The organism is Nonomuraea sp. NPDC049028, assembly GCF_043197735.1.
Taxonomy (GTDB): Bacteria; Actinomycetota; Actinomycetes; order Streptosporangiales; family Streptosporangiaceae; genus Nonomuraea.
In genome coordinates this window covers 723,094-745,250 of the sequence record NZ_JBICTR010000002.1, presented here as the reverse complement: position 1 = coordinate 745,250, position 22,157 = coordinate 723,094, and the positions used below count along the sequence as shown (strand labels likewise).

The following is a 22,157-nucleotide window of genomic DNA, read 5'->3' as shown; positions in this document are numbered from 1 at the left end:
ATGCGCGTTTTCGTCACCGGCGCGTCCGGCTGGATCGGCTCCGCCGTCGTTCCCGAGCTCATCGGCGCGGGCCATCAGGTCACCGGGCTGGCACGCTCGGACGCCTCGGCCACCGCCCTCGCCGAGGCTGGGGCGCAGGTGCACCGCGGCACACTCGATGATCTCGACGGCCTGCGGAGTGCGGCCGACGCGTCGGACGGCGTGATTCACCTCGCGTTCAAGCACGACCTCGCCTTCTCTGGAAACTTCCAGGGCGCCGTCGACGCGGACCGCCAGGCCGTCGAGACGATGGGCGAGGCACTCTCGGGATCTGATCGACCGTTCGTTCTCGCCTCCGGGCTGCTCGGGGTGGCACCAGGGCGAATGGCGACCGAGCAGGACGGGCGTGGTTCCACATCGGATACGGCGCAGCCGGGCAGCGGTCCGCATGCTCGTCAGGCCACCGCGCGGCTGACGCTCGCCCTCGCTTCCCGCGGCGTCCGCTCGTCGGTCGTGCGGCTACCGCCGACGGTGCACGGCGAAGGAGACTACGGCTTCATGGCGGCTCTGGTCGGCATCGCCCGCGACAAGGGCGTCTCCGGTTACATCGGCGATGGGGCCACGCGCTGGCCCGCCGTACACCGGGTCGACGCCGCCCACCTGTTCCGCCTGGCACTGGAGCAGGCCCCGGCGGGATCGGCGCTGCACCCTGTCGCCGACGAGGGTGTGCCGATCCGCGCCATCGCCGAAGTGATCGGCCGGCATCTCGGCATCCCGGTGACCGCCGTCTCACCGGAGAACGCGGGCGAGCACTTCAGCTGGCTGGCCGGTTTCCTCTCGACCGACAGCCCGGCCTCGAGCACGCTGACCCGCGAGCTACTGGGGTGGCAGCCGACCCAGCCCGGACTCATCGACGACCTCGACAAGGGGCACTACTTCCACAGTTCATCCGCTTGATCGGCTGCGGCTCTCTTTAGATGAGCCTGCTGACGGACGCGCTCAAGGCAAAGGTCCGCCTGCGTTCAGGAGGGCGGACCTGAGCTGATGTCTACTCGCCTCCTCAGAGGAAGACGCGAGCGATCTCAAGCCACTTCTGCGCGTCCTCGCCGACTGCCGTGAGGTGCGTCTGGGCTCGGGACCTGCGCTGGGTGACTCGAAGGCAGAAGTCGAGGGCGCTGCCCTGAACCCGTTGTTCAGCATCTCCTGGGCCCCACACCCAGGTTTGGCCGTCGGGAGCAGTCAGCTCGACACGGAACGGCTCTGCCGGAGTAGGCAATTGGGCGGCGTAGAACGACAGCTCTCGCCCTATCACTCCCAACGAGGCCACGTGCTGGAGCCGGCCCGTCGGACGGCGTGAGACACCCAGCGCGTCGAAAACGTCCTGCCCGTGAGCCCACGTCTCCATCAGTCGAAGCGGCACCATGAGCGCTGTGGTCAACTGCGAGCCGTACCACGGAAGCCCTTGGTCCGGTAGAAGGTCACGTAGCTCCGCCGCCACCTCGGCCCGGCCGGCGCGCCATTGTTCCAGCAGCGCCGATCGCGGTTTGGCTGCTCCCGCGGCGGCGTCGAGATCGGCGTGTTGGCTGCCCGCGGCTTCTGCCTGCTTCAGCACGGCGTCGAACGCCTCCGGGGTCCGGATAGCGATGAGAACGTTCGCATCGGCTGAAGCAAGGTGAGCGATCTGGTGGGCGATCGTCCACCCCGCTGCCGGCGTCGGCTTCGACCAGTCGGCCTCCGCTGATACCAGGGCGTCAAGCTCATCCCCTTCAGCCACCAAATCGGGCAGAGCCCGGTCGAGCTCTACACCGGACAGGTCAAGGCCATAGTTCAACATCGGTGTCACCTCCACGCAGTTGATCTAGGGGGGTCAGGTTATCTGAGGTCGATCTCGGCAAGCCGAACTGGCTCTGGTTCACGCGTCGCCGACAGGTTGAGAACCGGGGCGCCCGGTCACGAGACCAGGCGCAACCAGGCCGCCGCGAGGGCGGCGTGACCGGCCGGTGTCGGGTGCACGCCGTCCTCGGCCCAGTATTCCGGCCCGGTCGTCGCCGCGAGTTCGGCGAACATGCCGTCGGCGGGAAGCAGATGGGCGCCATACTTGCCGGCGAGTTCCCGCACGGCTTGGATCTTCGGGTTCAGGTCGGCGCGCCATTCCTTCCGCTCTTCCTCTCCGATACGTGCGCGTGCGACACCCGCCTCGACGACGCCGTGAATCGGCAGGAGGAACGGCTCGATGAGGATCAGCTCCGTGCCCGCCTTGGCGAGGGGCGCGAGCAGGCGGTCATAACCCGCTTCGAACTCCGCCACGGAGATCACGTACCCCTCCGGGTCCAGCGTGTGCCAGCCCATGTCGTTGACCCCGACGAGGATCGACACCACATCCGGGTGCGCGTCGAGCACGTCCGCCTGCCAGCGGGCCTCGAGGTCCATCACCTTGTTGCCGCCGATCCCGGTGTTCAGCCAGGTCACGGGACGGTCCGGATGCCGCAGGCCCCACTCGCCCGCGATGCGCAGCGGGTAGCCGGACCCGAGACCGTCTTCGCTCTCCAGCCGCCGGCAGTCGGTGATCGAATCGCCGGCGAACACCACGGTGCTCCCGGGTCGGAGGGTGATCGTCATGTGTGCTCCTTGAAATCGGTTCGGGGAATGCAGTGCTGCGCAGCTCTCCGAAGTGCCGTGTGGCCAGGGCCGCCTTGGCCGGCGATGATGGTGCGCGGGGAGTCAGGTGTCCTGGGAGACGGTGTCGTCGATGGGAGTGGCCGCCTGGTCGCCGGCCGCGTACCGGGTGCGGGCGATCCCCCAGCCGACGAGGACCGCCGCGACGATGGTGAGGGTGAGGCCCGCGATCGTGACGGCCCGGTGGAACTCGCCGGTCTGCCGCGGGCTCCAGTGGGAGGTGGCGATGTCGCCGGTGAACAGGGTGGCGAGGATGGTGCCGGTGACGACTATGCCGGTGCCGGAGGTGACCTCGGTGGCGGTGTCGACGAGCGCGGTGCCGATGGTGGTCCGGTTCTCGGGCAGGCCGCGGACCACGTTGAGCCCGGCGACGACACCGACCACGCGCATCCCGGCCGCCACGAGGACGAGCGCGATCGCGACCCACAGGTAGCCGGACCGGCCGAGCAGGCCGTAGACGGCCAGGCCGGACACGACCGCCGCGGCGCTGATCCATGCGGCCCGGTCCAGGCCGACACGCTGTACGAACGGGTTGACGAACGCGCTGCCGGCGATGAGGACGACGACCTGCGGCAGCATCCCGATGGCGGCCAGTGCGGGCGTCCAGCCCCAGTCGAGCTGCAGCTGCAGCGTCACCATGTAACCGAGTCCGGCGGTCGCCAGCCCGGTGGCGGCCTTGTAGGCCAGGCCGCTGGAGACCAGGGGGAGGGCGAGGAGTTTCAGGTCGAGCAGCGGATGGCGGGCCAGGCGCTCGCGCAGGACGAAGCAGATCGCCGTCACGGCGGCCGCGGCGGTGACCGACCAGGGCGCCCAGGAGCCGGCGCCCTGGTCCACGAACGGCGTCGGCGCGAGGAGCGCGAGTACGATCGTCGCCGTACCCAGCAGCATCCCGGGTACGTCGAGGGGGTCGCGGTGGAGGCCGGCCGGGTCGTCGGCGGCGATGCCGGACCGTACGCCAAGGAACGCGAGCACGGCGATCGGCGCGTTCACCAGCAGCAGGACCTGCCAGGGCGCGATCGCCAGCACCAGGCCGCCCGTCGTCGGGCCGACCGCGAGCCCGACCAGGCCCACGGTCGAGATGAGGGTCAGCGCGCGCACGCGCAGGCCGTCCTCGTCGAACAGCCGGAACGCCAGCGCCATCGATCCCGGGGTCGTCATCGCCGCGGCGACCCCCATCGTCGCCCGGGCGGCGATCAGCTGCTCGGCGCTGGTGACCACGGCGGTCGCCAGACTCGCCCCGCCGAGCAGGACCAGCCCGATCAGCATGATCCGCCGCCGGCCGAACCGATCGGCGACCGCGCCGAACGCCAGCATCAACCCGCCGAACACGACCGCATAGGCGCCCGTCATCCACTGCAACGCGGTCGTCGAGGCGTGCAGCTCGCGTCCGATCACGGGCAGCGCGACGTTCAGGATCGAGTTGTCCAGCATCTCGAAGAGGAACACCGCCGACAGCCCCGCCAACGCGACCCACGCCTCCCGCAGCGACCTGGGGGTACGACCGGGCCGGGCCGCCGCCCTCTCATTCATGGAGACCTGCGCCTGTGGGGCGATCCAGCACGGGGCGATCCGGCCGCTCGTGCGGGTCGGTCACCTCCCCTGCCCCCTACGGGACGCGGCCGGGGTACCGCGGCCCGCTGGGGTCCACCGGGGCCCGCTCCGGCGACAATGACGGTTGTCTGTTCGATGAACACGCCACTACGTTAACCGACTAAGTTTAGTGACACAAGGAAGTGGGGCCGAATGCCCAGGACCGGAGCGCGAGGCGGCCCGCAGACGCGCGCGAAGATCTCAGAGGTGGCGACCCGGCTGTTCCTCGAACGCGGATTCGACACGGTCACGGTCACCGAGGTCGCGCGGGAGGCCGGGGTCTCGGCCGTAACGGTCTTCAAGCACTTCCCGCGCAAGGAGGACCTCCTCCTGGACCGCGAGGTCGACGCCGTCGAGCTCCTGCGCTCAGCGGTACGCGACCGCGCCCCGGACGCCGGAGTGCTCAGGTCCCTGCGCGATACGGCGTTCCGTCTCCTGGAGGAGCGGCACGCCCTGTCCGGCCTCAAGGAGGGGTCCGTCCCCTTCTTCCGGACCGTCGCGGCCTCGCCCGCGCTGGTCGCCCGCGCCAGGGAGATCGCCTCCGACCTCCAACAGACCCTCGCCGGCGAGCTCGAACACGACCCGGCCTTCGACGGCGACGCCTCGCTGCTCGCCGCCTTCTTCATCGCCGGCTACACCGCCGTGCTGGTGGAGACCGCCCGGCTCCTGATCGCCGGAGAACCGGCCGACACCATCGCGGACGACCACCGCGCCCGCCTGGAGCGCCTGTTCGACGCCCTCAGCAACGGAGTCGTGCCCCGGCCATGAGGTTCACCGCCGTACTGCGCGCGGTGGCGGGCGAGGCCGCGCCGACCTCGCCCGCATCCGCCAGGAACTCGTGTGGAGGTTCGGTGAGGAGATCATCTCCCTCTGACCTGCGATGAGAGGCCGGCATCAACTCCCGTGACGATGCTGACCTTGTCGGCGGGTCCTGGAACCTCGGGTTGACGTTCCGATCTGCTGCGACCGGTTCGTGAGATCGGCTTGAAGGGGTCGTAGGCCAGGTCGAGTGGTCACGTGGTGCGGTGCGCCTTGTCCGCCGTCTTGCGGAACCGCGTGCCGTCCCACCTGTAGGTTTGGCTGACGATCAGGTCTGGACAGCATCTGGGAGCCCGGTCGCTGATCGCCTTGCCGTGCAGGTGCGCGCTCCCGCCCTGGATCGCGACCTTCAGGGTCCTGAAGTAGCGGTTCTTGCCGAGTTTCCCGAGCAAGCGCGGAGCCGAGGGCTTGGAGGCTCCGTCGTAGACAAAGGCGATCAAGGGATTGCTCGACGTCGAGCTCGGGCACGACGACACGACGACGGTCTCACGCTTGCCGTCACGGGTAAGGTCGCCGACGGCCGCTACGCGGGCGTGCACGACGTACCAAGCGGCCCGCGGCCTCGGTTTGGGGCAGTTCAGAGCCGACTCCACAACGGAAGCCCAGTCGACCCGGCCGGCGGCATTCGCCGCGATGGTGGTAACCGGTGCCGCCGCACCGTCCACAGTGGCCGCGTTGGCGATACCTCCGCCGAGGACGACCGTCAGGCAGGCGGCCAGGGAGGCGGCGCTGGTCCAGGTTTGGTATCGGCGGGCTCTTGGGTGGCTCGTGCGCTCGGTGAGTGAGGTCATAGTCAGTCCGACGCGGGAAACCTCGGAGATGTTGTGGGCTATTTGCTCCTGCCGTGAGACAAATGCCGATCCCATCGTGATGCTTGACCTCGTCGGCCCTGCTTGGAACGGCGTGTTGAGAGCACCGGTCTCCTCATCCCTTGGCGGCATCGTTTGTCGCGAACCGCAACCGCCATTCGGCACCCACCGGTGGCGGTGCCACATCATCTCCGCGCTTTGGGCTCACGGTGCGAATACCTCGCCGTGCTCCTCATCGGGCAAAGGCTGGCCCGCCTGCGCGGCCAAAGCCGGATCGGCCAGGATTCGGGCAGTCGCCCGCCATTCAGCCGTAACTCGATGCAACGTGGCATGCACGTCGAGATCGACGACATCGCGAGTAGCGTCGACGATGTCACGGAAGAATTCCTGACGCTCGCCAACCGAAAGGTGGCGAGCCCACGGGAAGACCACCGGCAGGGCACGTTCGACCGCCCGCGTCCCCTCATCGCTCGCGACCAGTGCGGCCAGCAGGCGAGACACGACATCGGCCGTCTCCTTCCGCTCCCCATCGTGCCGCGCGGTGGTGATGTACAGGTCTTCGCCGTCGCGGCGTTTGACATGCAACCGGTGCACTCGGCTGAGCGTGGCCGCCACTCGTTTGGAGTGCTTCGAGAGGTCGGAGAAAGGCACGGTCGGAGTAGCCATACCGCGACGCTACTTCGGAACCGATTCCGAAGTCATGGGAACGCCCGGCCGATCAAGACGGTCCCGGATTGCTGTCGGACACGCTCAGGCCAAAGGTCCGCCTGCGTTCAGGAGGGCGAAGCCCTCCTGTGGAGGGACGCCCGAGCGCAGCGAGGACCATGCCTTTGTGGGGGTGTGGGGGGCGCCGAGCCCCCCACAGAACACAGCCCGACCCCTCAGAGCGCGAAGCGGCCCAAGGGGAGGACCATGCTTGTCAGAGGTCGCCCTCGACCCGCATCACGCTGGCCACCGCCCGCACGATGTCGAGGTCGCGCAACCCCTCCATGGTGGCCGACAGTGCCGCGTCCGTTGCCCGGTGGGTCACGATGACGAGTTGGGCGTCGTCCCCGTGGCCCTCCTGGCGTACCGTCTGGATTGATACGTCGTGCTTGGCGAACAGGTCCGCCACCCGGGCCAGCACGCCCGGCTTGTCCGCCACGTCCAGCGCCACGTGGCACCGCGTGACGGTCGCCCCCATGGGGTGCACGGGCAGGTCGGCGTACGTCGACTCCGAGGGGCCGCGCGTGCCCGCCAGGCGGTTGCGGGCCACCGCCACCAGGTCGCCGAGCACGGCCGAGGCCGTCGGCGCGCCGCCCGCGCCCTTGCCGTAGAACATGAGCTGGCCCGCCGACGCCGCCTCCACGAAGACCGCGTTGTACGCCTCGCGTACGCCGGCCAGCGGGTGCGTCCGGGGGATCATCGCCGGGTGTACGCGGACCCCGACCGAGCGGCCGTCGTCGGAGCGGGCGCAGATGGCCAGCAGCTTGATGACGTAGCCCATGGCCTTGGCCGAGGCCACGTCGGTGGCGGTGATCTCGGTGATGCCCTCGCGGTGCACCTCTTCCGCCGTCACCCGGCTGTGGAAGGCCAGGCCGGCCAGGATCGCGGCCTTGGCGGCGGCGTCGAAGCCCTCGATGTCGGCCGTGGGGTCGGCTTCGGCGTAGCCGAGCGTCTGGGCCTCCTCCAGGGCGTCGGTGAACGAGGCGCCCGTGGAGTCCATCTTGTCGAGGATGTAGTTGGTGGTGCCGTTGACGATGCCGAGGACCTGTTTGACGTGGTCGCCGGCGAGTGATTCGCGCAGCGGGCGCAGCAGCGGGATGGCTCCGGCCACGCTGGCCTCGAAGTAGAGGTCGCCGCCGCCCGTACGGGCGGCCTCGTGCAGGGTCGCGCCGTCCTCGGCGAGCAGGGCCTTGTTGGCGGTGACGACCGACTTGCCGCTGGACAGGGCGGACACGATCAGCGAGCGGGCGGGCTCGATGCCGCCGATGACCTCGATCACGATGTCGACGTCATCGCGGGTGACCAGCGACTCGGCGTCGGTGGTCAGGAGCTCGGGGGCCACCTCGACGTCGCGCTTGCGGCCCAGCCGGCGTACGGCCACACCGGCCAGTTCCAGCGGCGCCCCGATGCGGGCGGCCAGGTCGTCGCCCTGCTCGTGGATCAGGCGGATGACCTGCGAGCCCACCACCCCGCAGCCCAGCAGGGCCACTTTCAGCGGTTTCACAACTGCCCCCTCAACAGGTCGTCCTCGGTCTCGCCCCGCACGATGACACGTGCCTCGCCGTCGGTGACGGACACCACGGCGGGCTTGGGCAGATAGTTGTAGTTGCTGGCCAGCGACCGGCAGTAGGCACCGGTGGCCGCCACGGCGATCAGGTCGCCCGGCGCGAGGTCGGCGGGCAGGAAGCAGTCGCGCACGATGATGTCGCCGCTCTCGCAGTGCTTGCCGACCAGGCGGCTGAGCATGGGCTCGGCGGAGCTCTCGCGGCTGGCCAGCACGGCGGTGTATTCGGCCCCGTAGAGCGCGGTGCGCACGTTGTCGCTCATGCCGCCGTCGACGCTCACGTACGTGCGCAGCCCCTCGACGTCCTTGACGGTCCCGACCTCGTAGAGGCTGATCCCGCCGGGCCCGACGATCGTGCGGCCGGGCTCCACGGTCAGCCTCGGCACCGGCAGCCCGGCGTCGGTGCAGACCTTGGTGACGATCTCGCGCAGGCCGTCGGCGATCTCCTTGATGTCGGGGGCCTCGTCACCCTCGACGTAGGCGATGCCGTAGCCGCCGCCCAGGTCGAGCTCGGGCAGCACCACGTCGTGCTCGTCCTTGATCTGCACGAGCAGCGTGGCCAGGCGGCGCGCCGCCACCTCGAACCCGGCCGTGTCGACGATCTGCGAGCCGATGTGCGAGTGGAGCCCGACGAGCTCCAGCGCGGGCAGCGCGAGAATGCGGCGTACGGCCTCGGCGGCGGCCCCGGTGTTGAGCGACAGGCCGAACTTCTGGTCGTCGTGCGCGGTGGCGATGAACTCGTGCGTGTGCGCCTCGACCCCGGTCGTCACCCGGATCATGACCTTGGGCCGCGTGCCGTGCCTCTCGGCGAGGAACCCGAGCCGGGCGATCTCCTCGTAGGAGTCGACGACGATGTGCCCGACGCCCGCCTCCAGCGCCCTGGACAGCTCGGCGGCCGACTTGTTGTTGCCGTGCAGCGTGATGCGCGCGGCCGGGAAGCCGACGCTGAGCGCCACCGCCAGCTCGCCGCCGCTGGCCACGTCGAGGCCGAGGCCCTCGTCCTGGAGCCAGCGGACGATCTCCTTGCACAGGAACGCCTTGCCGGCGTAGTGGACCTCGGAGCCCGCGAAGGCCGTGGCGTAGTCGCGCATGCGCGAGCGCACGTCGTCCTCGTCGAACACGTAGAGGGGCGTGCCGTGGTCGCGGGCCAGATCGCGGACGTCCACGCCGCCGATCGTGAGCGCGCCATCGGTCCGGCTCGACGTTCGCGGCCAGATCGAGGGATTGATCCGGTTGAGGTCGGCGGGCGCCAGCGGTGGGCGCTCGTGGGGCAGCATCTCTGCGTGCCGGTCCCCGGCGGGATGGACGAATCGACTCACCCGAACGAGGCTATCGGAACCGTCGAACCGCCCGGACCCGCTGCCCACGTATCGAGACGCGATCAAGCTCCAGGAGGGATATTTTTACGATTTTTCGCCCTTTGGCCGGATATTTTGCCAATCACAGACGCGCCGGGCCCGGCAGCACCTTGAGCACCGCCGCCGCCAGCCGGACGCGCGCCGTGTGCAGCGGCGCGGGCGGCTCGTCTCCCATGGGTACGGCGGGGGCCAGCTCATGGGCGTCGTGGTACGCCGTCGCCAGCCGTACCAGATAAGGCTCCCACCCAGGAGACCTGCTCAACCGCCGGCCCGGCAGCTCGGCCAGGACGCGGAGCACGGCGCGGTCACGCGGGTCGGCCAGCAGCTCTGGGCGGAAGGGGCCGGACGGGACGCCCAGGTCGCGCGCCCATCGCTGGACGGCGGCCGCCCGCGCGTGGGCGTAACGGACGACGAAGCCCGGGTTCGCCCATGTGCGGGGGAAATCCGGCCAGGGGTCCTCTGGTACGTCGAGCGGCTCCACGGAGTCCACCAGCGTCCCTGGTACGTCCACGACGATCCGTAGAAAGCCGTTGTCCAGCACCTCGCCGGAGACGCGCGCCGCCAGGGAGACGGGGGGCACGCCGCGACGGAGGGCGGCGGCCGAGATGTAGACCGCCTCCCGCTCCCACGTCCCCTCCGGCACCGGCGGCTCCCCCAGCACCTCGGCCAGCTGTTCTGGCGTCACGGGGTGGCCGCCCTGGACGCTGGTGCGGTGGTCACGATGGTCCCCCGTCCCACGACCGTCTCAATCCCTGTGACGGTCTGTTGCGGCTGGGGTCCTTTGGGAGGGACACCCCCTCCGGAGGAGTGGAAGAGGACGGTCCGTGGTGGCTGGGGCCCTTAGGAGGGACACCCCCTGCGGGAGAGCGGAAGAGCGGATACACCGCGCTAGATGAGCGCGTGTGGCTCGGCGGAGCCGTACTCGACCAGTTGGGCGGCCCCCAGCAGCCACCTGTCCTCCTCGCGTACCCGCACATAGCCGAACCGGTCGGCCGAGAACACCTTGATCCCGTCCGCCCGGCACTGCCGCATCAACACCTCGTCCCACCCGTCCGTGAGGTCGGCGAAGCCGAGCTCACGCAGGGTGTTGCGGCGGGCCAGGAGCGTGGCGCCGGCGATCTCCGGCAGGTAGGAGTATTCGGCGTCCGGCTGCTTGAGCAGGGTCGCCTGCGGCTTGCGGAGGTGGGCGTAGAAGGCGGCCTTGCCGACGATGTCGGCCGTGCTGAACAGGAACGCCCGGCGCAGGTCGGTCAGATAGTGCGCCCCGTAGACGTCGCGCGGGTCCATCACCGCGACCAGGTCGGCCTCGCACAGGTCGAGACCGTGGTTGAGCATGGCGCCCGTGCTGGCGGCCGGGTCGAGGTCGCGGAAGACCACGTCGACGCCCGTCAGGACCTCGCGGACCCGCTGCTCGGCCCCGCGCCAGGCGAACACCACCACCTGGGTGACCCCCGACTGCCTGGCCACCTGGGCCAGCGCGTGCTCCAGCAGCGCCGAGTCGGGCACCGGCAGCAGCACCGAGACGTTGAGCGTGGCGCGTACGGCGGGCAGGCCGATGGCCTCCAGCAGCTCGTCGGTCCGCTCGGACATCGTGCCGGTGGCGTGGGCGCGGCGCAGGGCCGCGTGCGCGCGGCGCGCGTCGGGCTCGGTGCCGATCGAGGTGTTGCAGGCCGCGAGCTCGGCCAGCACCCACTGCGGGGTGCCGGGCGGGCACTCGACGGCGGCGGGCCAGCGGTAGGAGGTCAGCACGTCGGGGTAGGTCAGGTGCTCGGGCAGCAACTGGTCGAGCGTGAGCACCCGGTCGATGCGGCCGCCCGAGAGCGGGATCGGGTTGTGCACCCGCGGCTGCACCCCGAAGTGCAGGCGCGGCCAGCCCACGGTGAGGTCGTTGGTGAAGCGGTGCTCGAACAGCTCGGCGGCGGCCGTGTAGGGGGCCACGTCACCCAGCGTGTGCCAGAACACCGTGCGGATGCCCCGCTCGGCGCACCAGGCCAGCAGGGCCTTGAGCCCCTCGCCCGGCTCGCCGGTGATCTCCTCGGCCCACGGACCCTGGGTGACCGACTCGACCACGAGCAGGTGCGGCACCTCCAGCGGCAGCACCCTGGCGAAGTCGCGCGGCGTGAAGCCGGTCGTCTGCCGCCACTCGTAGCGCAGCAGCGCCTCGGTGTGCGGGTCGGCGATCACCGCGGCGGTCAGGTGCGGGCGGGTGTTGGGCCCGGTGGGCACGCGGAACGGCTTGAGCTTGAACGAGGCGCCGTTGAGCGTACGCACGGATGTGGTGGCCTGGTAGGCGGCGCCCGGCCGCTCGTCCTTGTCCTTGGCCGCGGCGGCGACCGGCTTGCGCTTGGGCGCGGTGGGTCGTTTGACCGGTTTGGCGGCGCCCTTGAGACCTCTGGCCAGGCGGACCGGGTTGCTCTTGCCGCTTCTGATCGCGTCGCCGAGCCGGTTCCAGCGGGCCACCTTGATCGAGGAGAGTTTCCAGTTGGCCACCTCGGCCTGGAAGCGCTGCTCGGCGAGCTCCTTGCGGAGCTTCTCCGCTGCGGCGCGCTCGATCTCCAGCCGCTCCTCCGCGTCGGTGAGCCGCTCGGCGAGCGCCTTGGCCTCAGCGGCGTGGTGCTCGGCCTCCACGAGCCGCGCCTGGGCCACGTCCAGCAGCCTGGCCAGCTCGGCCGCGTGCTCGGCCTGGGCGATCGCCTCACGCAGCGCTCGCCTAGTGCTCTCCAGCTCAGTGCTCACCGAGACCTCCGATTCCTAGCCCGGCAAAGGATACTCTTTTGCGGGAAGCAGCTCGAAGGGATGAGATCCGGTGCAGTTCAACGTGCGGCCCTATGTCTGCGGCGGTCTCGGCCGGATCGACACCGTGATACTCGGCAAGCTCGCCGCCGCGGGGCCTCGGGTCAGACCGGCGCTCCAGACGGCCGAGGCGGCCCTGTACAGCTCGACGCCGCTGCCGCCCTATCACCGCGCCGGGGGCTCGTTCGCGTTCTCCTGGGGTGAGCGCAGGCCCTCGGCTCTCGACGGCTGGATGTCCATCGCCGAGACGTACGAGGTGCCGGGGCTGATCGGCGACGGCCCGCGGGTCACGCTGCACGCGGGCGCGCTCGGGCTGGTCGACGTCTATTACGTACGGCACGGCGACGCGATCTATTTCTCGTCCCTGATCCAGCCGTTGCTGTCGCTGGTCCCGGTCGAGATCGACTGGTCGGCCTGGGCCTCGATCATCCAGGTGACGTTCCCGCTCGGCGAGGCGACGCCCTACCAGCGGATCAAGCGGCTGCCGGGGTCGAGCGCGCTGGTGTTCGACGGCGAGCGGCTGGCCACGGAGCGCGGGCTGCCGCGCTGGCTGCGCCGCGAGCCGTACGAGAGGTGGACCAGCGCCCACGAGATCGTCGAGCTGCTGCACGAGGTCTACAAGGACTACGACGGGCGCAAGCTGCTGGTGCCGGTCAGCGGCGGCTACGACTCGCGGCTGCTGGCCAGCGTGGCTAAGGCGCGCGGCTTCGACGTGGAGTCCTGGACGACCAGCCCCGACGAGGGCACCGACACCGACATCGCCTTCGCCCGCTCGATCACCCGCGAGCTGGGCATCCCGCACCGGGTGATCACCCAGTCCGCCGACGCCTACCCCGGCGACGCGGCCGAGGTGGCGCGCCGGCTCGAATACCTGACGCCGCACCACGCCTGGTACGCCCCGTTCGCCAAGGAGGTGCAACGGGCGGGCCGGGTGCTGGTCGACGGCCTGGCCGGCGGCCCGCTGCTGAAGAACTTCATGGTGAGCGGGGCCGCGCTGGAGGCCACCTCGCAGGCCGAGCGGTCGGCCGCGGTGCTGAAGTCGCTCAGCCTGGGCGCCCCGTCACAACCGTTCCTGTCGGCGGCGGCCGGCGCCTGGATGGAGGAGGCGGTACGCGAGCAGTTCGCCGCGGCGACCTCCATGCTGCACGGGCACCGGGCCGAGCTGCCGCTGTCGGTGCTGCACACGCGCACCGTGCGGGGCATCGCCCGCTCGGCGGTCAACCTGGTCGGGCCCGAGGCGTCGTTCGCGGCGCCGTTCATCCACCCCGACTTCTTCGACGCGGCACTGTCGGTAGGGGTGGCCCGAAAAGACAAGGGTCGCTTCTATCGCGAGATATTGCACGCCGCCAACCCGCGGGTGGCGGCCCTGCCGTCCACGAACGTGGTCAAGCAGCCGCTGCTGCGGGTCCCGCTGCGCTCCACGGCCGCTCCCGCGCGGGCGTACGCGCACCGCATGCTGGAGACCGTCGCCGGGCGGGTGCCCGAGCTGCTGTCGGATGAGCTGCACATGGTCATCGCGGGCGGCCCCGACGCGCTGACCCGGTTCAGCGGGTGGAACGACCGGTTCTGGGTCCGGGGGCTGGTGCTTTTCGGGCTCTGGCTGAGCGACTTCGAGAACGATCTCAGTGATGTGTCGTCCCCTTTCTGATGAACTCTCGGTAACATCACGGTTACACAGTGATCTCGTGGGTATTAACTCGAGCACAGCACAAGCGGGTTCCGGAAAGCCAACGGGCTGGTAGTGTTCGGCCCGTAAGCGCCGCACAAGCGGGCACCGGGTCACAAATCCGGTCCGTTCAGGGCATGAGGTTCGCAGGGATGACGACCTCAGGCGGCGCGGTCACCAGCTAGTTAGCGCCGGGGAAACCGGTGACTCCGTCCTGCCCACATCTCCTTCTGTGAGCGACATATGATCAACGCATCCCCAGCACCGGAGCCGATTTCCGAGGCGTTCGTCTCGGAGGATCCCTCCTGGTACAAGCGGGCGGTGTTCTACGAGGTTCTTGTCCGAGGGTTCAAGGACTCCAACGGCGACGGCACCGGAGACCTGCGTGGTCTCACGGAGAAGCTCGGCTATCTGGAATGGCTGGGTGTCGACTGCCTTTGGCTGCTGCCCTTGTACGAGTCGCCGCTGCGCGATGGCGGGTATGACATTTCCGACTATATGAAGATCCTTCCGGACTTCGGGGACCTCGGGGATTTCGTCCATCTGATCGAGTCGGCGCACGAGCGCGGGCTGCGGATCATCACCGACCTGGTGATGAACCACACGAGCGACCGTCATCCCTGGTTCCAGGCGTCGCGGCACGACCCGGAAGGGCCGTACGGCGACTTCTACGTGTGGTCCGACGAGCCGACCGGCTTTCCCGACGCCCCGATCATCTTCATCGGCGCGGAGGAGTCCAACTGGACCTACGACCCGGTGCGCAAGCAGTACTACTGGCATCGCTTCTTCCACCACCAGCCGGACCTGAACTATGACAACCCGGCCGTGCAGGAGGCCATGCTGGAGGTGCTGCGGTTCTGGCTGGACCTCGGCATCGACGGCTTCCGGCTGGACGCGGTGCCCTACCTGTTCGAGCGCGAGGGCACGGCGTGCGCGGGGCTGCCCGAGACGCACGCGTACCTGAAGAAGGTCCGCGCCGAGGTCGACCGCCTCTACCCCGACCGGGTGCTGCTGGCGGAGGCGAACGGCTGGCCCGAGGACGTCGTCGAATACTTCGGCGACCCCACCGTGGGCGGCGACGAGTGCCATATGGCCTTCCACTTCCCGCTCATGCCGCGCATCTACATGGCGGTCAAGAAGGAGACGCGCGAGCCCATCTCGGAGATCATGTCGCGCACCCCCAAGCTGCCCGACACGGCCCAGTGGGGCATCTTCCTCCGTAACCACGACGAGCTCACGCTCGAGACGGTGACCGAGGAAGAGCGCGACTACATGCACAGCGAGTACGCCAAGGACCCGCGCATGCGGGCCTACCTGGGCATCCGCCGCCGGCTCGCGCCGCTGCTGGACAACGACAGGGACCGGATCGAGCTGTTCACGGCCCTGCTGCTGAGCCTGCCGGGCTCGCCGATCATGTACTACGGCGACGAGATCGGCATGGGCGACAACATCTGGCTGGAGGACCGCGACGCGGTGCGCACGCCGATGCAGTGGAGCCCCGACCGCAACGCCGGTTTCTCCTCCGCCGACCCGGGGCGTCTCTACCTGCCCGCGGTCATGGACCCGATCTACGGCTTCCAGGCGGTCAATGTGGAGGCGCAGCAGCGCAGCGAGGGTTCGCTGCTCCACTTCACCCGCAAGATGCTGGAGATCCGCCGCAGCCACCCGGTGTTCGGCCTCGGCGCCTACACCGAAATGTGGTCCTCCAACAACAGCGTGCTCACCTACGTCCGCGAGTACGGCGACGACGTCATGCTGTGCGTGAACAACCTGTCGAAGTATCCCCAGCCGGTGGAGCTCGACCTGCGCCGCTTCACGGGCATGACGCCGGTGGAGGCGCGGGGCGGGGTGCACTTCCCGGTGATCGGCGAGCTGCCTTACCTGCTCACGCTGCCCAGCCACGGGTTCTACTGGTTCGCGCTGAAGAACCTGAAGAAGGACGACGCCTCAGCGTGAGGTGACGGGCACCTGGGCGCGGGCCGCGCGGCGGGCCGGGATGAGCGCGACCGCGAGCGCCGCGCCCACGGCGACCAGCACGGCGACGATCAGCGTGAGGACCGAGGGCGGGCGGCCGATGCCCGCCCCGACTCCGCTGGTGTAGCCCTGGAGGTCGATCAGGCCGGTCACCACCGAGGCCCCGGCCGCCGTACCGGCCACGATGCCCAGCACGACCAGCAGCCCGGTGCCCGTCACCAGGGTGGCCATCACCTGCCGCGGGGTCAGCCCCATCGCCTTGAGCACGGCCAGATCGAACGCGTGGTCGCGCAGCCCCAGGGCGCTGGCCGTGAGCAGGTTGGCCAGGCCGATCAACGCCAGCACCGCGATCAGCGCCACGATCACCACCCGGATGACCGACAGCCGGTCGGCCGGGTTGACCACCCGCTGCACGTCGAGGCTCTCCCCCGAGGCCGCCAGCAGCCTGTCGCGCACCTCGCCCGGATCGGTGCCCTGGCGCAGCGCGAGGGCGTAGAACTCGGGCGGCACGGAGTCCTTGGCCGCCAGGCTGTCGAGCCCCACGGACAGCACCTCGCCGTCGAGGTCCGGCTCCACGGTGCGGCCGACGATCCGTACGATCAGCGGCGAGCCGCCGACGGTCAGCCGGATCCGGTCACCGATCCTGGCGCCGAGCAGGTTGAGCAGCCCCTGCCCGGCGACGGCCTCGCCGGGCTGGCCGTACATGCGGCCTTCGACGACCGGGAACGGGTAGGGGTCGGCCGAGCTGCCGATGGCCCGCACCCTGACCGAGCGGGCCGCCCCGGGGGCCAGGGCGTTGACGTCGGTGCCCGGGTAGACGCTCTGGACGGCCCTGTCGGACTCGGCGATGCGCTGGGCGTCGGCCGCCTCCAGCTTGCCCGGCCGGACGTACAGGCTGGCGTGCTGGCCCACCTGCTCGGGGTGGCTGAGGAAGTTGTCGAGCGTGGCCCAGACGCCGAGCCCGATCGTGATCATCATCATCGGCACGGCCAGGCCGAACGCGGTCAGGAAGGCCGGCAGCCGCCTGGTGAAGGCGTCGCGGGTGCCGAGGATGAGCGCGGGTGGCAGCCGTACGAGCAGGGCCAGCCTGGCCAGACGGGACAGGTGGCCGCGCGGCGGCGCCGCCGGGGCACCGGGGATGGGCGGCGTGCGCCCGCCGCGCCAGGCGGGCACTCCGACCGCGGCGAGCACGGTCAGCGTGGTGCCACCGACGATGGCCAGCACGGGCACGGGCGCGACAGAGGTCGTGCCGAGCACCGCCACCGTCGCCGCCCAACCGGCGAGCGTGCCGACGCCGACGCCGAGCAGGCCGAGTGCGCCGTGCTCGACCAGGAGCAGCAGGGCGACCTGGCCCCTCGTGAAGCCCATCGACTTTAGCGTGGCCAGGTCACGCAGCTGGCCGAGCACCCGCCCGCCGGCCGCGTTGGCCAGCGCCAGGGCGGCGGCGACCAGCCCGACCACGCCGAACAGCGCCAGCAGCGTGCCGAGCAGCCGGTTGTCGAGCTCCATCGCGGCGCGTACCTCGCGCCAGGTGTAGACGCGCTGCAGCTGGTCCTCCAGCATGACCACGACGCGCTGGGAGACGACCTGGGTGGCGTCGGGGTCGGCCAGGCGCAGGCCGGTCACCCACTCGCTGCGGCCGAGCATGGGCTCGATCCGGTCGAGCGTCGCCGGCAGCACCCAGGCCAGGCCGGGCGTCCACTCGGGGTAGAAGCCCTGCTCGGCGGAGTCGGCGATGCCGCGTACGTACAGGGTGTGGCGCTCCCCGCTCAGCGCGATGATGGAGAAGGCGTCGCCGAGCTTGAGCCGCAGCGCCCTGGCGAAGGAGCGCTCGACCACCACGCCATCGGACTGGGCGGGGTCGAGCCAGCGGCCCTCGGCCACGACCGGGTGCGCCACCCGGGGCGGCGCGGCGGGCATGGCGCGCAGCGCCGCGGGCTCCTTCTTGCCGTCCTGGACCACGGTGACGGGCGCGGACCTGTAGGGCCCCGCGGTCTGGGTGACGCCGTCGATGGCGCCCAGCGGGACCTGGGGGCTGTCCTTGGTGTAGAACCACACGTGGGCGCCATCGGTCTGGGCGAACAGGCTGCGCCACGGGTTGGTGCCGTCTTCCAGCAGGGTGACGGCGGTGATCAGCGCGGCCACGATCCCGGCCACGGCGAGCACGGTGAGCAGCGCCTGGCCCCGCCTGGCCCGCAGGTCGGCCCTGATCCACCGGCTGCCCGCTCTGGCCGTGCTCATTTCGCTGAGCTCATTTCGCTGAGCTCATTTCGCTGAGGCTCATCGGAGGTCGATCACCTCACCGGCTGTCCCCGTACGCCTGCGGGCGATCCGGCCGTCGTCGACGATCTCGCCGTCGAACAGCGACACCAGGCGGTCCGCGAGGGCGGCCACCCGGGCGTCGTGGGTGACCATGACGATGGTCTGGCCGTCCTTGTGCACGTCGCTGAGCAGCCGGAGCACGTCGCGGGTGTTGCGGCTGTCGAGGTTGCCGGTCGGCTCGTCGGCCAGCAGCACGCTCGGCTGGTTGGCCAGCGCGCGGGCCAGCGCGACCCGCTGCTGCTCGCCGCCGGAGAGCTGGCCGGGCGCGGCGTCGGCGCGTTCGGTGAGGTTGAGGGCGCCCAGGAGGCTCTCACGGCGTTCGCGGGCGTCTTTGGGCGAGGCTCCGGCCAGCAGCGCCGGCAGCTCCACGTTGTCGGCCACGGTCATGTTGGCGACCAGGTTGAAGAACTGGAAGACGAAGCCGACCTTCTTGCGCCGCAGCAGCGCCCAGGCACTCTCCGACAGCGTGTCGACGCGCTTGTCGTCGAGCCAGATCTCGCCGCTGGTGCGGGCGTCCAGCCCGCCGAGCATGTGCACCAGCGTCGACTTGCCCGACCCCGACGGCCCCATGATCGCGACGAACTCGCCCGGCTCCACCCGCAGATCCACCCCGCGTACGGCCGGTACGGGCACCGCGCCGTCGGAGTAGATCTTCACCAGGTTGACGGTCTTGATCACGCTCATGCCAGATCCTCCTGACACCGGGCCAGCCAGTCCAGGTCGGCCTGCAGGTGCAGCATGGCCCCCTCGATGAGCAGGACCGCCACGGTGTCGGCGGGCGCCGTGCGGGAGAGGAGGTCGTTGAGGTCGCTCATGAGCGAAAGATAGTGCCGGCGCTGCCGGTTGATGAGGGCCATCCGGTCCGCGATGCCGGTGAGCGGGGCCAGCACGAGCTTCATGAAGAACTCGTCGCGCACCCGGGGGCCCTCGGTCGGCTCGTCCACCCAGGTGGTGAGCACGTCGCGGCCCTTGGCCGTCAGGTAGTAGACCTTCTTGTTCGGCCGGTTGGACTGCTCCACGTCGACGGCTCTGACCAGGCCGTCCTTCTCCAGCCTGCCGAGGGTCACATAGATCTGGCCGATGTTGGGAGAGGGATAGGCGCTGCCGAAGGTCTGCTCAAGGGCCTGTTTGAGCTCGTACCCGTGGGCAGGTTCCTTGGCCAGGAGCGCCAGCAGGTGCAACCGCAAGCCCCACCTCCCCCTTGTGTTACGGATGCGTTACGCGCTTCTCCGTTGACCGTCAGATTACATGTGTGCATAACATGAATGCATCTACCTAACACGAATGTAATCCTTCTGAACTGGGAGGTCATCGGGTGCATCGCTCGTTGCCGATCGTGCTGGCCGTCTGTCTGGCGGCCGGGTGCGCGGCGACGGGTGACGAGGTCGGCGGCGATACCGGCACGGGCGGCACCGGCCCGATCACCTTCGCCACCGGACGCGACACGACGGCGTACCTGCAACCCCTGCTGGATCGCTGGAACCAGGCCCACCCGGCCGAGAAGGTGACGCTCCTCGAACTCCCCGAGGCCGCCGACGAGCAGCGCGCGCAGATGGTGGCCAACCTCCAGGCCCGGAGCAACCGCTACGACGTGCTCGGGCTGGACGTGGTGTGGACCGCCGAGTTCGCGGAGAACGGCTGGATCATCCCCCTGGAGCGCGGGCTCTTCCCGCTCGACAGGCTCCTGCCGCCCGTCGTGGACACCGCGGTCTACAAGAACAAACTGTGGGCGGTGCCGTACACGAGCAATGCCGGTCTCCTCTACTACCGAACCGATCTGATCAAGAAACCGCCGCGCACCTGGGCGGAGCTTCGCGAAAAGGCCCTAGAGGTCACGAAAAAGCGGGACATCGGGGGTTACGCCGGGCAGTTCCTCGCGTACGAGGGGCTGACCGTGAACTTCTCCGAGGCCGTGCAGTCGGCGGGCGGGCAGATACTCAGCCCGGACGGCACGGAGGTGACCCTTGACCCGGCCAAGGCCAGGCTCGCCCTGGACTTCCTCATCCAGGGCCTGCGCGAGGGCTGGATCCCCAAGGAGTCGCTGTCGTACAAGGAGGAGGAGTCCCGCCTGGCCTTCCAGGAAGGGCGGTTGGCCTTCGCCCGCAACTGGCCCCACGCCTACGGCCCGGCGACGGCCAAGCTCGGCGGCAAGTTCGCGGTGACCAGGCTTCCCGGGCTCAACGGCCCGGGGTCGAGCACGCTCGGCGGGGTCAACCTGGCCATCAGCGCCTACTCCAAGCACCAGCACACCGCCCAGGAGTTCATCCGCTACTTCACGGGCCTGGAGAACGAGCGGCGGGTGCTCACCGACGGCTCGTTCCCGCCGGTGTGGACCGAGCTCTACGACGACCCGGCCCTGATCAAGCGCTTCCCCTACCTGCCCGTACTCAAGGAGAGCATCCTCGCCGCCAAGGCGCGGCCGGTCAGCGCGAACTACAACCAGCTCAGCCTGGTGATCGCCAGCTCGGTCGCCAAGGCGCTGAGCCCTCCCTACACCGAGTCCGCCGACGATGTCGCGGTCTCCATGAAGTCCGAACTGCAAGAGATCATCAGCACACAGTGAGGCAGCCATGCGAAAAGCCAGAGCAGCAGCGATCCTGGCCGGGCTCGCGGTAGCGGTCGCCGCCTGCGGAAACGCGCCGACGACCACCCAGCCCACAGCGTCGGGCTCGGCGCCGGCGAGCGACGGCGGGAGCAAGACGCTCCAGGGCGTCAAGCTCGAGATCGCCGCCAAGTGGACCGGCGAGGAGCAGAAGAACTTCGAAAAGGTGCTCAAGGCTTTCTCCGACAAGACCGGCGCCATGGTCACCTATGCCTCCACCGGTGAGGACACGGGTGCCTACCTCGGCCCGCGCATCCAGGGCGGCAGCCCGCCCGACGTGGCGGTCCTGCCGCAGCCGGGCCTGGTGCAGCAGTACGCCAAGCAGAACGCGCTGAAGCCGCTGACCTCCGAGGTCACCAAGGAGATCGACACCAACTACACGCCGTACTGGAAGGAACTGGGCTCCGCCGACGGCAAGCCCTACGGCGTGCTGATCAAGGCCGCGCACAAGTCGCTGGTCTGGTACCGCGCGCCGGCGTTCGAGGACGCGGGCGTGCAGCCGCCGACGAACTGGGACGAGCTGGTCAAGGCCGCCCAGACGATCGCCGACTCCGGCACGGCGCCGTTCTCCCTCTGCGGCGCCTCCGGCTGGACGCTGACCGACCTGTTCGAGAACGTCTACCTGTCGAGCGCGGGTCCGGACAACTACGACAAGCTCTCCAAGCACGAGATCCCCTGGACCGACCCCAGCGTGGCCACCGCGCTGCAGAAGATCCAGCAGATCGTGGGCAAGAAGGAGTTCGTCCTCGACGGCAGCTCCGGCGCGCTGCAGACCGACTTCCCGACCTGCGTGACCAAGGTGTTCGGCCAGAAGAAGGCGGCCATGGTCATCGAGGCCGACTTCGTCGCCACCCAGGCGACGCAGGACGGCGCCAAGGTCGGCGAGGACGCCAAGATCTTCCCGTTCCCCAAGGCCGGTGACACCGCTCCGGTCGTGCTGGGCGGCGACGTGGCGGTCGCGATGAAGGACTCCCCCGGCGCAATGGCGCTGCTGCAGTTCCTCGCCTCCAAGGAGGGCGGCGAGATCTGGGCCAAGCTGCCCGGCTACCTGTCGCCCAACAAGAACGTCTCCCCCGACAACTACCCGGACCCGCTGACCAAGCAGCTCGGGCAGACGATCATCTCCGCCGGTGACGCCGTCCGTTATGACATGTCAGACCTGTCGCCCAGCGCCTTCGGCGGCACCGACGGCAAGGGCGAGTGGAAGGTGCTGCAGGACTTCCTGCGCAACCCGAGTGACATCAAGGGCGCGCAGACCAAGCTCGAAGATGAGGCCAAGAAGGCCTGGAAGTAAGAGGTA

The 22,157-nt window shown here is 69.8% G+C and carries 18 protein-coding genes; 6 read left to right on the top strand and 12 right to left on the bottom strand.

Going from position 1 to position 22,157, the window contains the following annotated elements:
• Positions 1-936, top strand: coding sequence for an SDR family oxidoreductase (locus ACGFJ2_RS09550; RefSeq protein WP_393466527.1), 936 nt, complete (start codon positions 1-3; stop codon positions 934-936).
• 103 nt (positions 937-1,039) lie between these two features.
• Here ACGFJ2_RS09550 and ACGFJ2_RS09545 read toward each other — a convergent pair whose 3' ends face one another.
• From ACGFJ2_RS09545 to ACGFJ2_RS09535, 3 genes are all read right to left on the bottom strand, one after another.
• Positions 1,040-1,813 carry a TIGR03084 family metal-binding protein gene (locus ACGFJ2_RS09545; RefSeq protein WP_393466524.1) on the bottom strand — a complete coding sequence of 258 codons (774 nt, stop codon included), beginning with the start codon at positions 1,811-1,813 and terminating at the stop codon, positions 1,040-1,042.
• 116 nt (positions 1,814-1,929) lie between these two features.
• Positions 1,930-2,598 carry an SGNH/GDSL hydrolase family protein gene (locus tag ACGFJ2_RS09540; RefSeq protein ID WP_393466521.1) on the bottom strand — a complete coding sequence of 223 codons (669 nt, stop codon included), beginning with the start codon at positions 2,596-2,598 and terminating at the stop codon, positions 1,930-1,932.
• Positions 2,599-2,700: 102 nt separating this feature from the next.
• Positions 2,701-4,185, bottom strand: a complete 1,485-nt coding sequence (locus tag ACGFJ2_RS09535) for an MFS transporter (RefSeq protein WP_393466518.1) — start codon at positions 4,183-4,185, stop codon at positions 2,701-2,703.
• Between the two features lie 213 nt (positions 4,186-4,398).
• Here ACGFJ2_RS09535 and ACGFJ2_RS09530 point away from each other — a divergent pair, with 213 nt between their 5' ends.
• Entirely contained in the window at positions 4,399-5,013 is a 615-nt protein-coding gene (locus ACGFJ2_RS09530) for a TetR/AcrR family transcriptional regulator (RefSeq protein ID WP_357942560.1), read from the top strand.
• Positions 5,014-5,258: 245 nt separating this feature from the next.
• Here the strand turns inward: ACGFJ2_RS09530 and ACGFJ2_RS09525 are convergent, their stop codons facing one another.
• The 6 genes from ACGFJ2_RS09525 to ACGFJ2_RS09500 form a co-directional block, all read right to left on the bottom strand.
• Entirely contained in the window at positions 5,259-5,855 is a 597-nt protein-coding gene (locus tag ACGFJ2_RS09525) for a hypothetical protein (protein WP_393466515.1), read from the bottom strand.
• A gap of 222 nt (positions 5,856-6,077) precedes the next feature.
• Positions 6,078-6,539 (bottom strand): hypothetical protein, encoded by a 462-nt coding sequence (locus ACGFJ2_RS09520; protein ID WP_357942556.1) that lies wholly within the window; start codon positions 6,537-6,539, stop codon positions 6,078-6,080.
• A 253-nt stretch (positions 6,540-6,792) separates the two neighbouring features.
• On the bottom strand, positions 6,793-8,082 hold the full coding sequence (locus ACGFJ2_RS09515; RefSeq protein WP_393466511.1) for a homoserine dehydrogenase: 1,290 nt from the start codon (positions 8,080-8,082) through the stop codon (positions 6,793-6,795).
• Positions 8,079-9,461 carry a diaminopimelate decarboxylase gene (lysA, locus tag ACGFJ2_RS09510; RefSeq protein WP_393466508.1) on the bottom strand — a complete coding sequence of 461 codons (1,383 nt, stop codon included), beginning with the start codon at positions 9,459-9,461 and terminating at the stop codon, positions 8,079-8,081. Before lysA ends, ACGFJ2_RS09515 begins: the two co-directional genes overlap by 4 nt.
• A 121-nt stretch (positions 9,462-9,582) precedes the next feature.
• Positions 9,583-10,185 (bottom strand): anticodon-binding protein, encoded by a 603-nt coding sequence (locus ACGFJ2_RS09505; RefSeq protein ID WP_393466505.1) that lies wholly within the window; start codon positions 10,183-10,185, stop codon positions 9,583-9,585.
• Positions 10,186-10,388: 203 nt separating this feature from the next.
• On the bottom strand, positions 10,389-12,236 hold the full coding sequence (locus tag ACGFJ2_RS09500; RefSeq protein ID WP_393466502.1) for a hypothetical protein: 1,848 nt from the start codon (positions 12,234-12,236) through the stop codon (positions 10,389-10,391).
• Between the two features lie 70 nt (positions 12,237-12,306).
• On the opposite strand from ACGFJ2_RS09500, the gene ACGFJ2_RS09495 reads away from it, so the two are divergent.
• Positions 12,307-13,941, top strand: coding sequence for an asparagine synthetase B family protein (locus ACGFJ2_RS09495; protein WP_357942546.1), 1,635 nt, complete (start codon positions 12,307-12,309; stop codon positions 13,939-13,941).
• A gap of 261 nt (positions 13,942-14,202) precedes the next feature.
• Positions 14,203-15,915: a maltose alpha-D-glucosyltransferase gene (gene treS, locus ACGFJ2_RS09490; RefSeq protein WP_357942544.1), complete on the top strand. Its 1,713-nt coding sequence runs from the start codon at positions 14,203-14,205 to the stop codon at positions 15,913-15,915.
• Here treS and ACGFJ2_RS09485 read toward each other — a convergent pair.
• From ACGFJ2_RS09485 to ACGFJ2_RS09475, 3 genes are read right to left on the bottom strand one after another with little or no spacing between them, the layout of a single operon-like run.
• Positions 15,907-18,174: an FtsX-like permease family protein gene (locus ACGFJ2_RS09485; protein WP_357942542.1), complete on the bottom strand. Its 2,268-nt coding sequence runs from the start codon at positions 18,172-18,174 to the stop codon at positions 15,907-15,909. The genes treS and ACGFJ2_RS09485 overlap by 9 nt on opposite strands.
• A gap of 39 nt (positions 18,175-18,213) precedes the next feature.
• Entirely contained in the window at positions 18,214-18,939 is a 726-nt protein-coding gene (locus tag ACGFJ2_RS09480) for an ABC transporter ATP-binding protein (RefSeq protein ID WP_357942540.1), read from the bottom strand.
• Positions 18,936-19,442, bottom strand: coding sequence for a PadR family transcriptional regulator (locus ACGFJ2_RS09475; RefSeq protein WP_358177959.1), 507 nt, complete (start codon positions 19,440-19,442; stop codon positions 18,936-18,938). Before ACGFJ2_RS09475 ends, ACGFJ2_RS09480 begins: the two co-directional genes overlap by 4 nt.
• Before the next feature lie 128 nt (positions 19,443-19,570).
• Between ACGFJ2_RS09475 and ACGFJ2_RS09470 the strand changes: the two genes are divergently transcribed.
• Together ACGFJ2_RS09470 and ACGFJ2_RS09465 are read left to right on the top strand one after the other, a co-directional pair.
• On the top strand, positions 19,571-20,818 hold the full coding sequence (locus tag ACGFJ2_RS09470) for an ABC transporter substrate-binding protein (RefSeq protein ID WP_357942536.1): 1,248 nt from the start codon (positions 19,571-19,573) through the stop codon (positions 20,816-20,818).
• A 7-nt stretch (positions 20,819-20,825) separates the two neighbouring features.
• Entirely contained in the window at positions 20,826-22,151 is a 1,326-nt protein-coding gene (locus ACGFJ2_RS09465) for an ABC transporter substrate-binding protein (protein WP_393466496.1), read from the top strand.
• Positions 22,152-22,157: the final 6 nt, after the last annotated feature.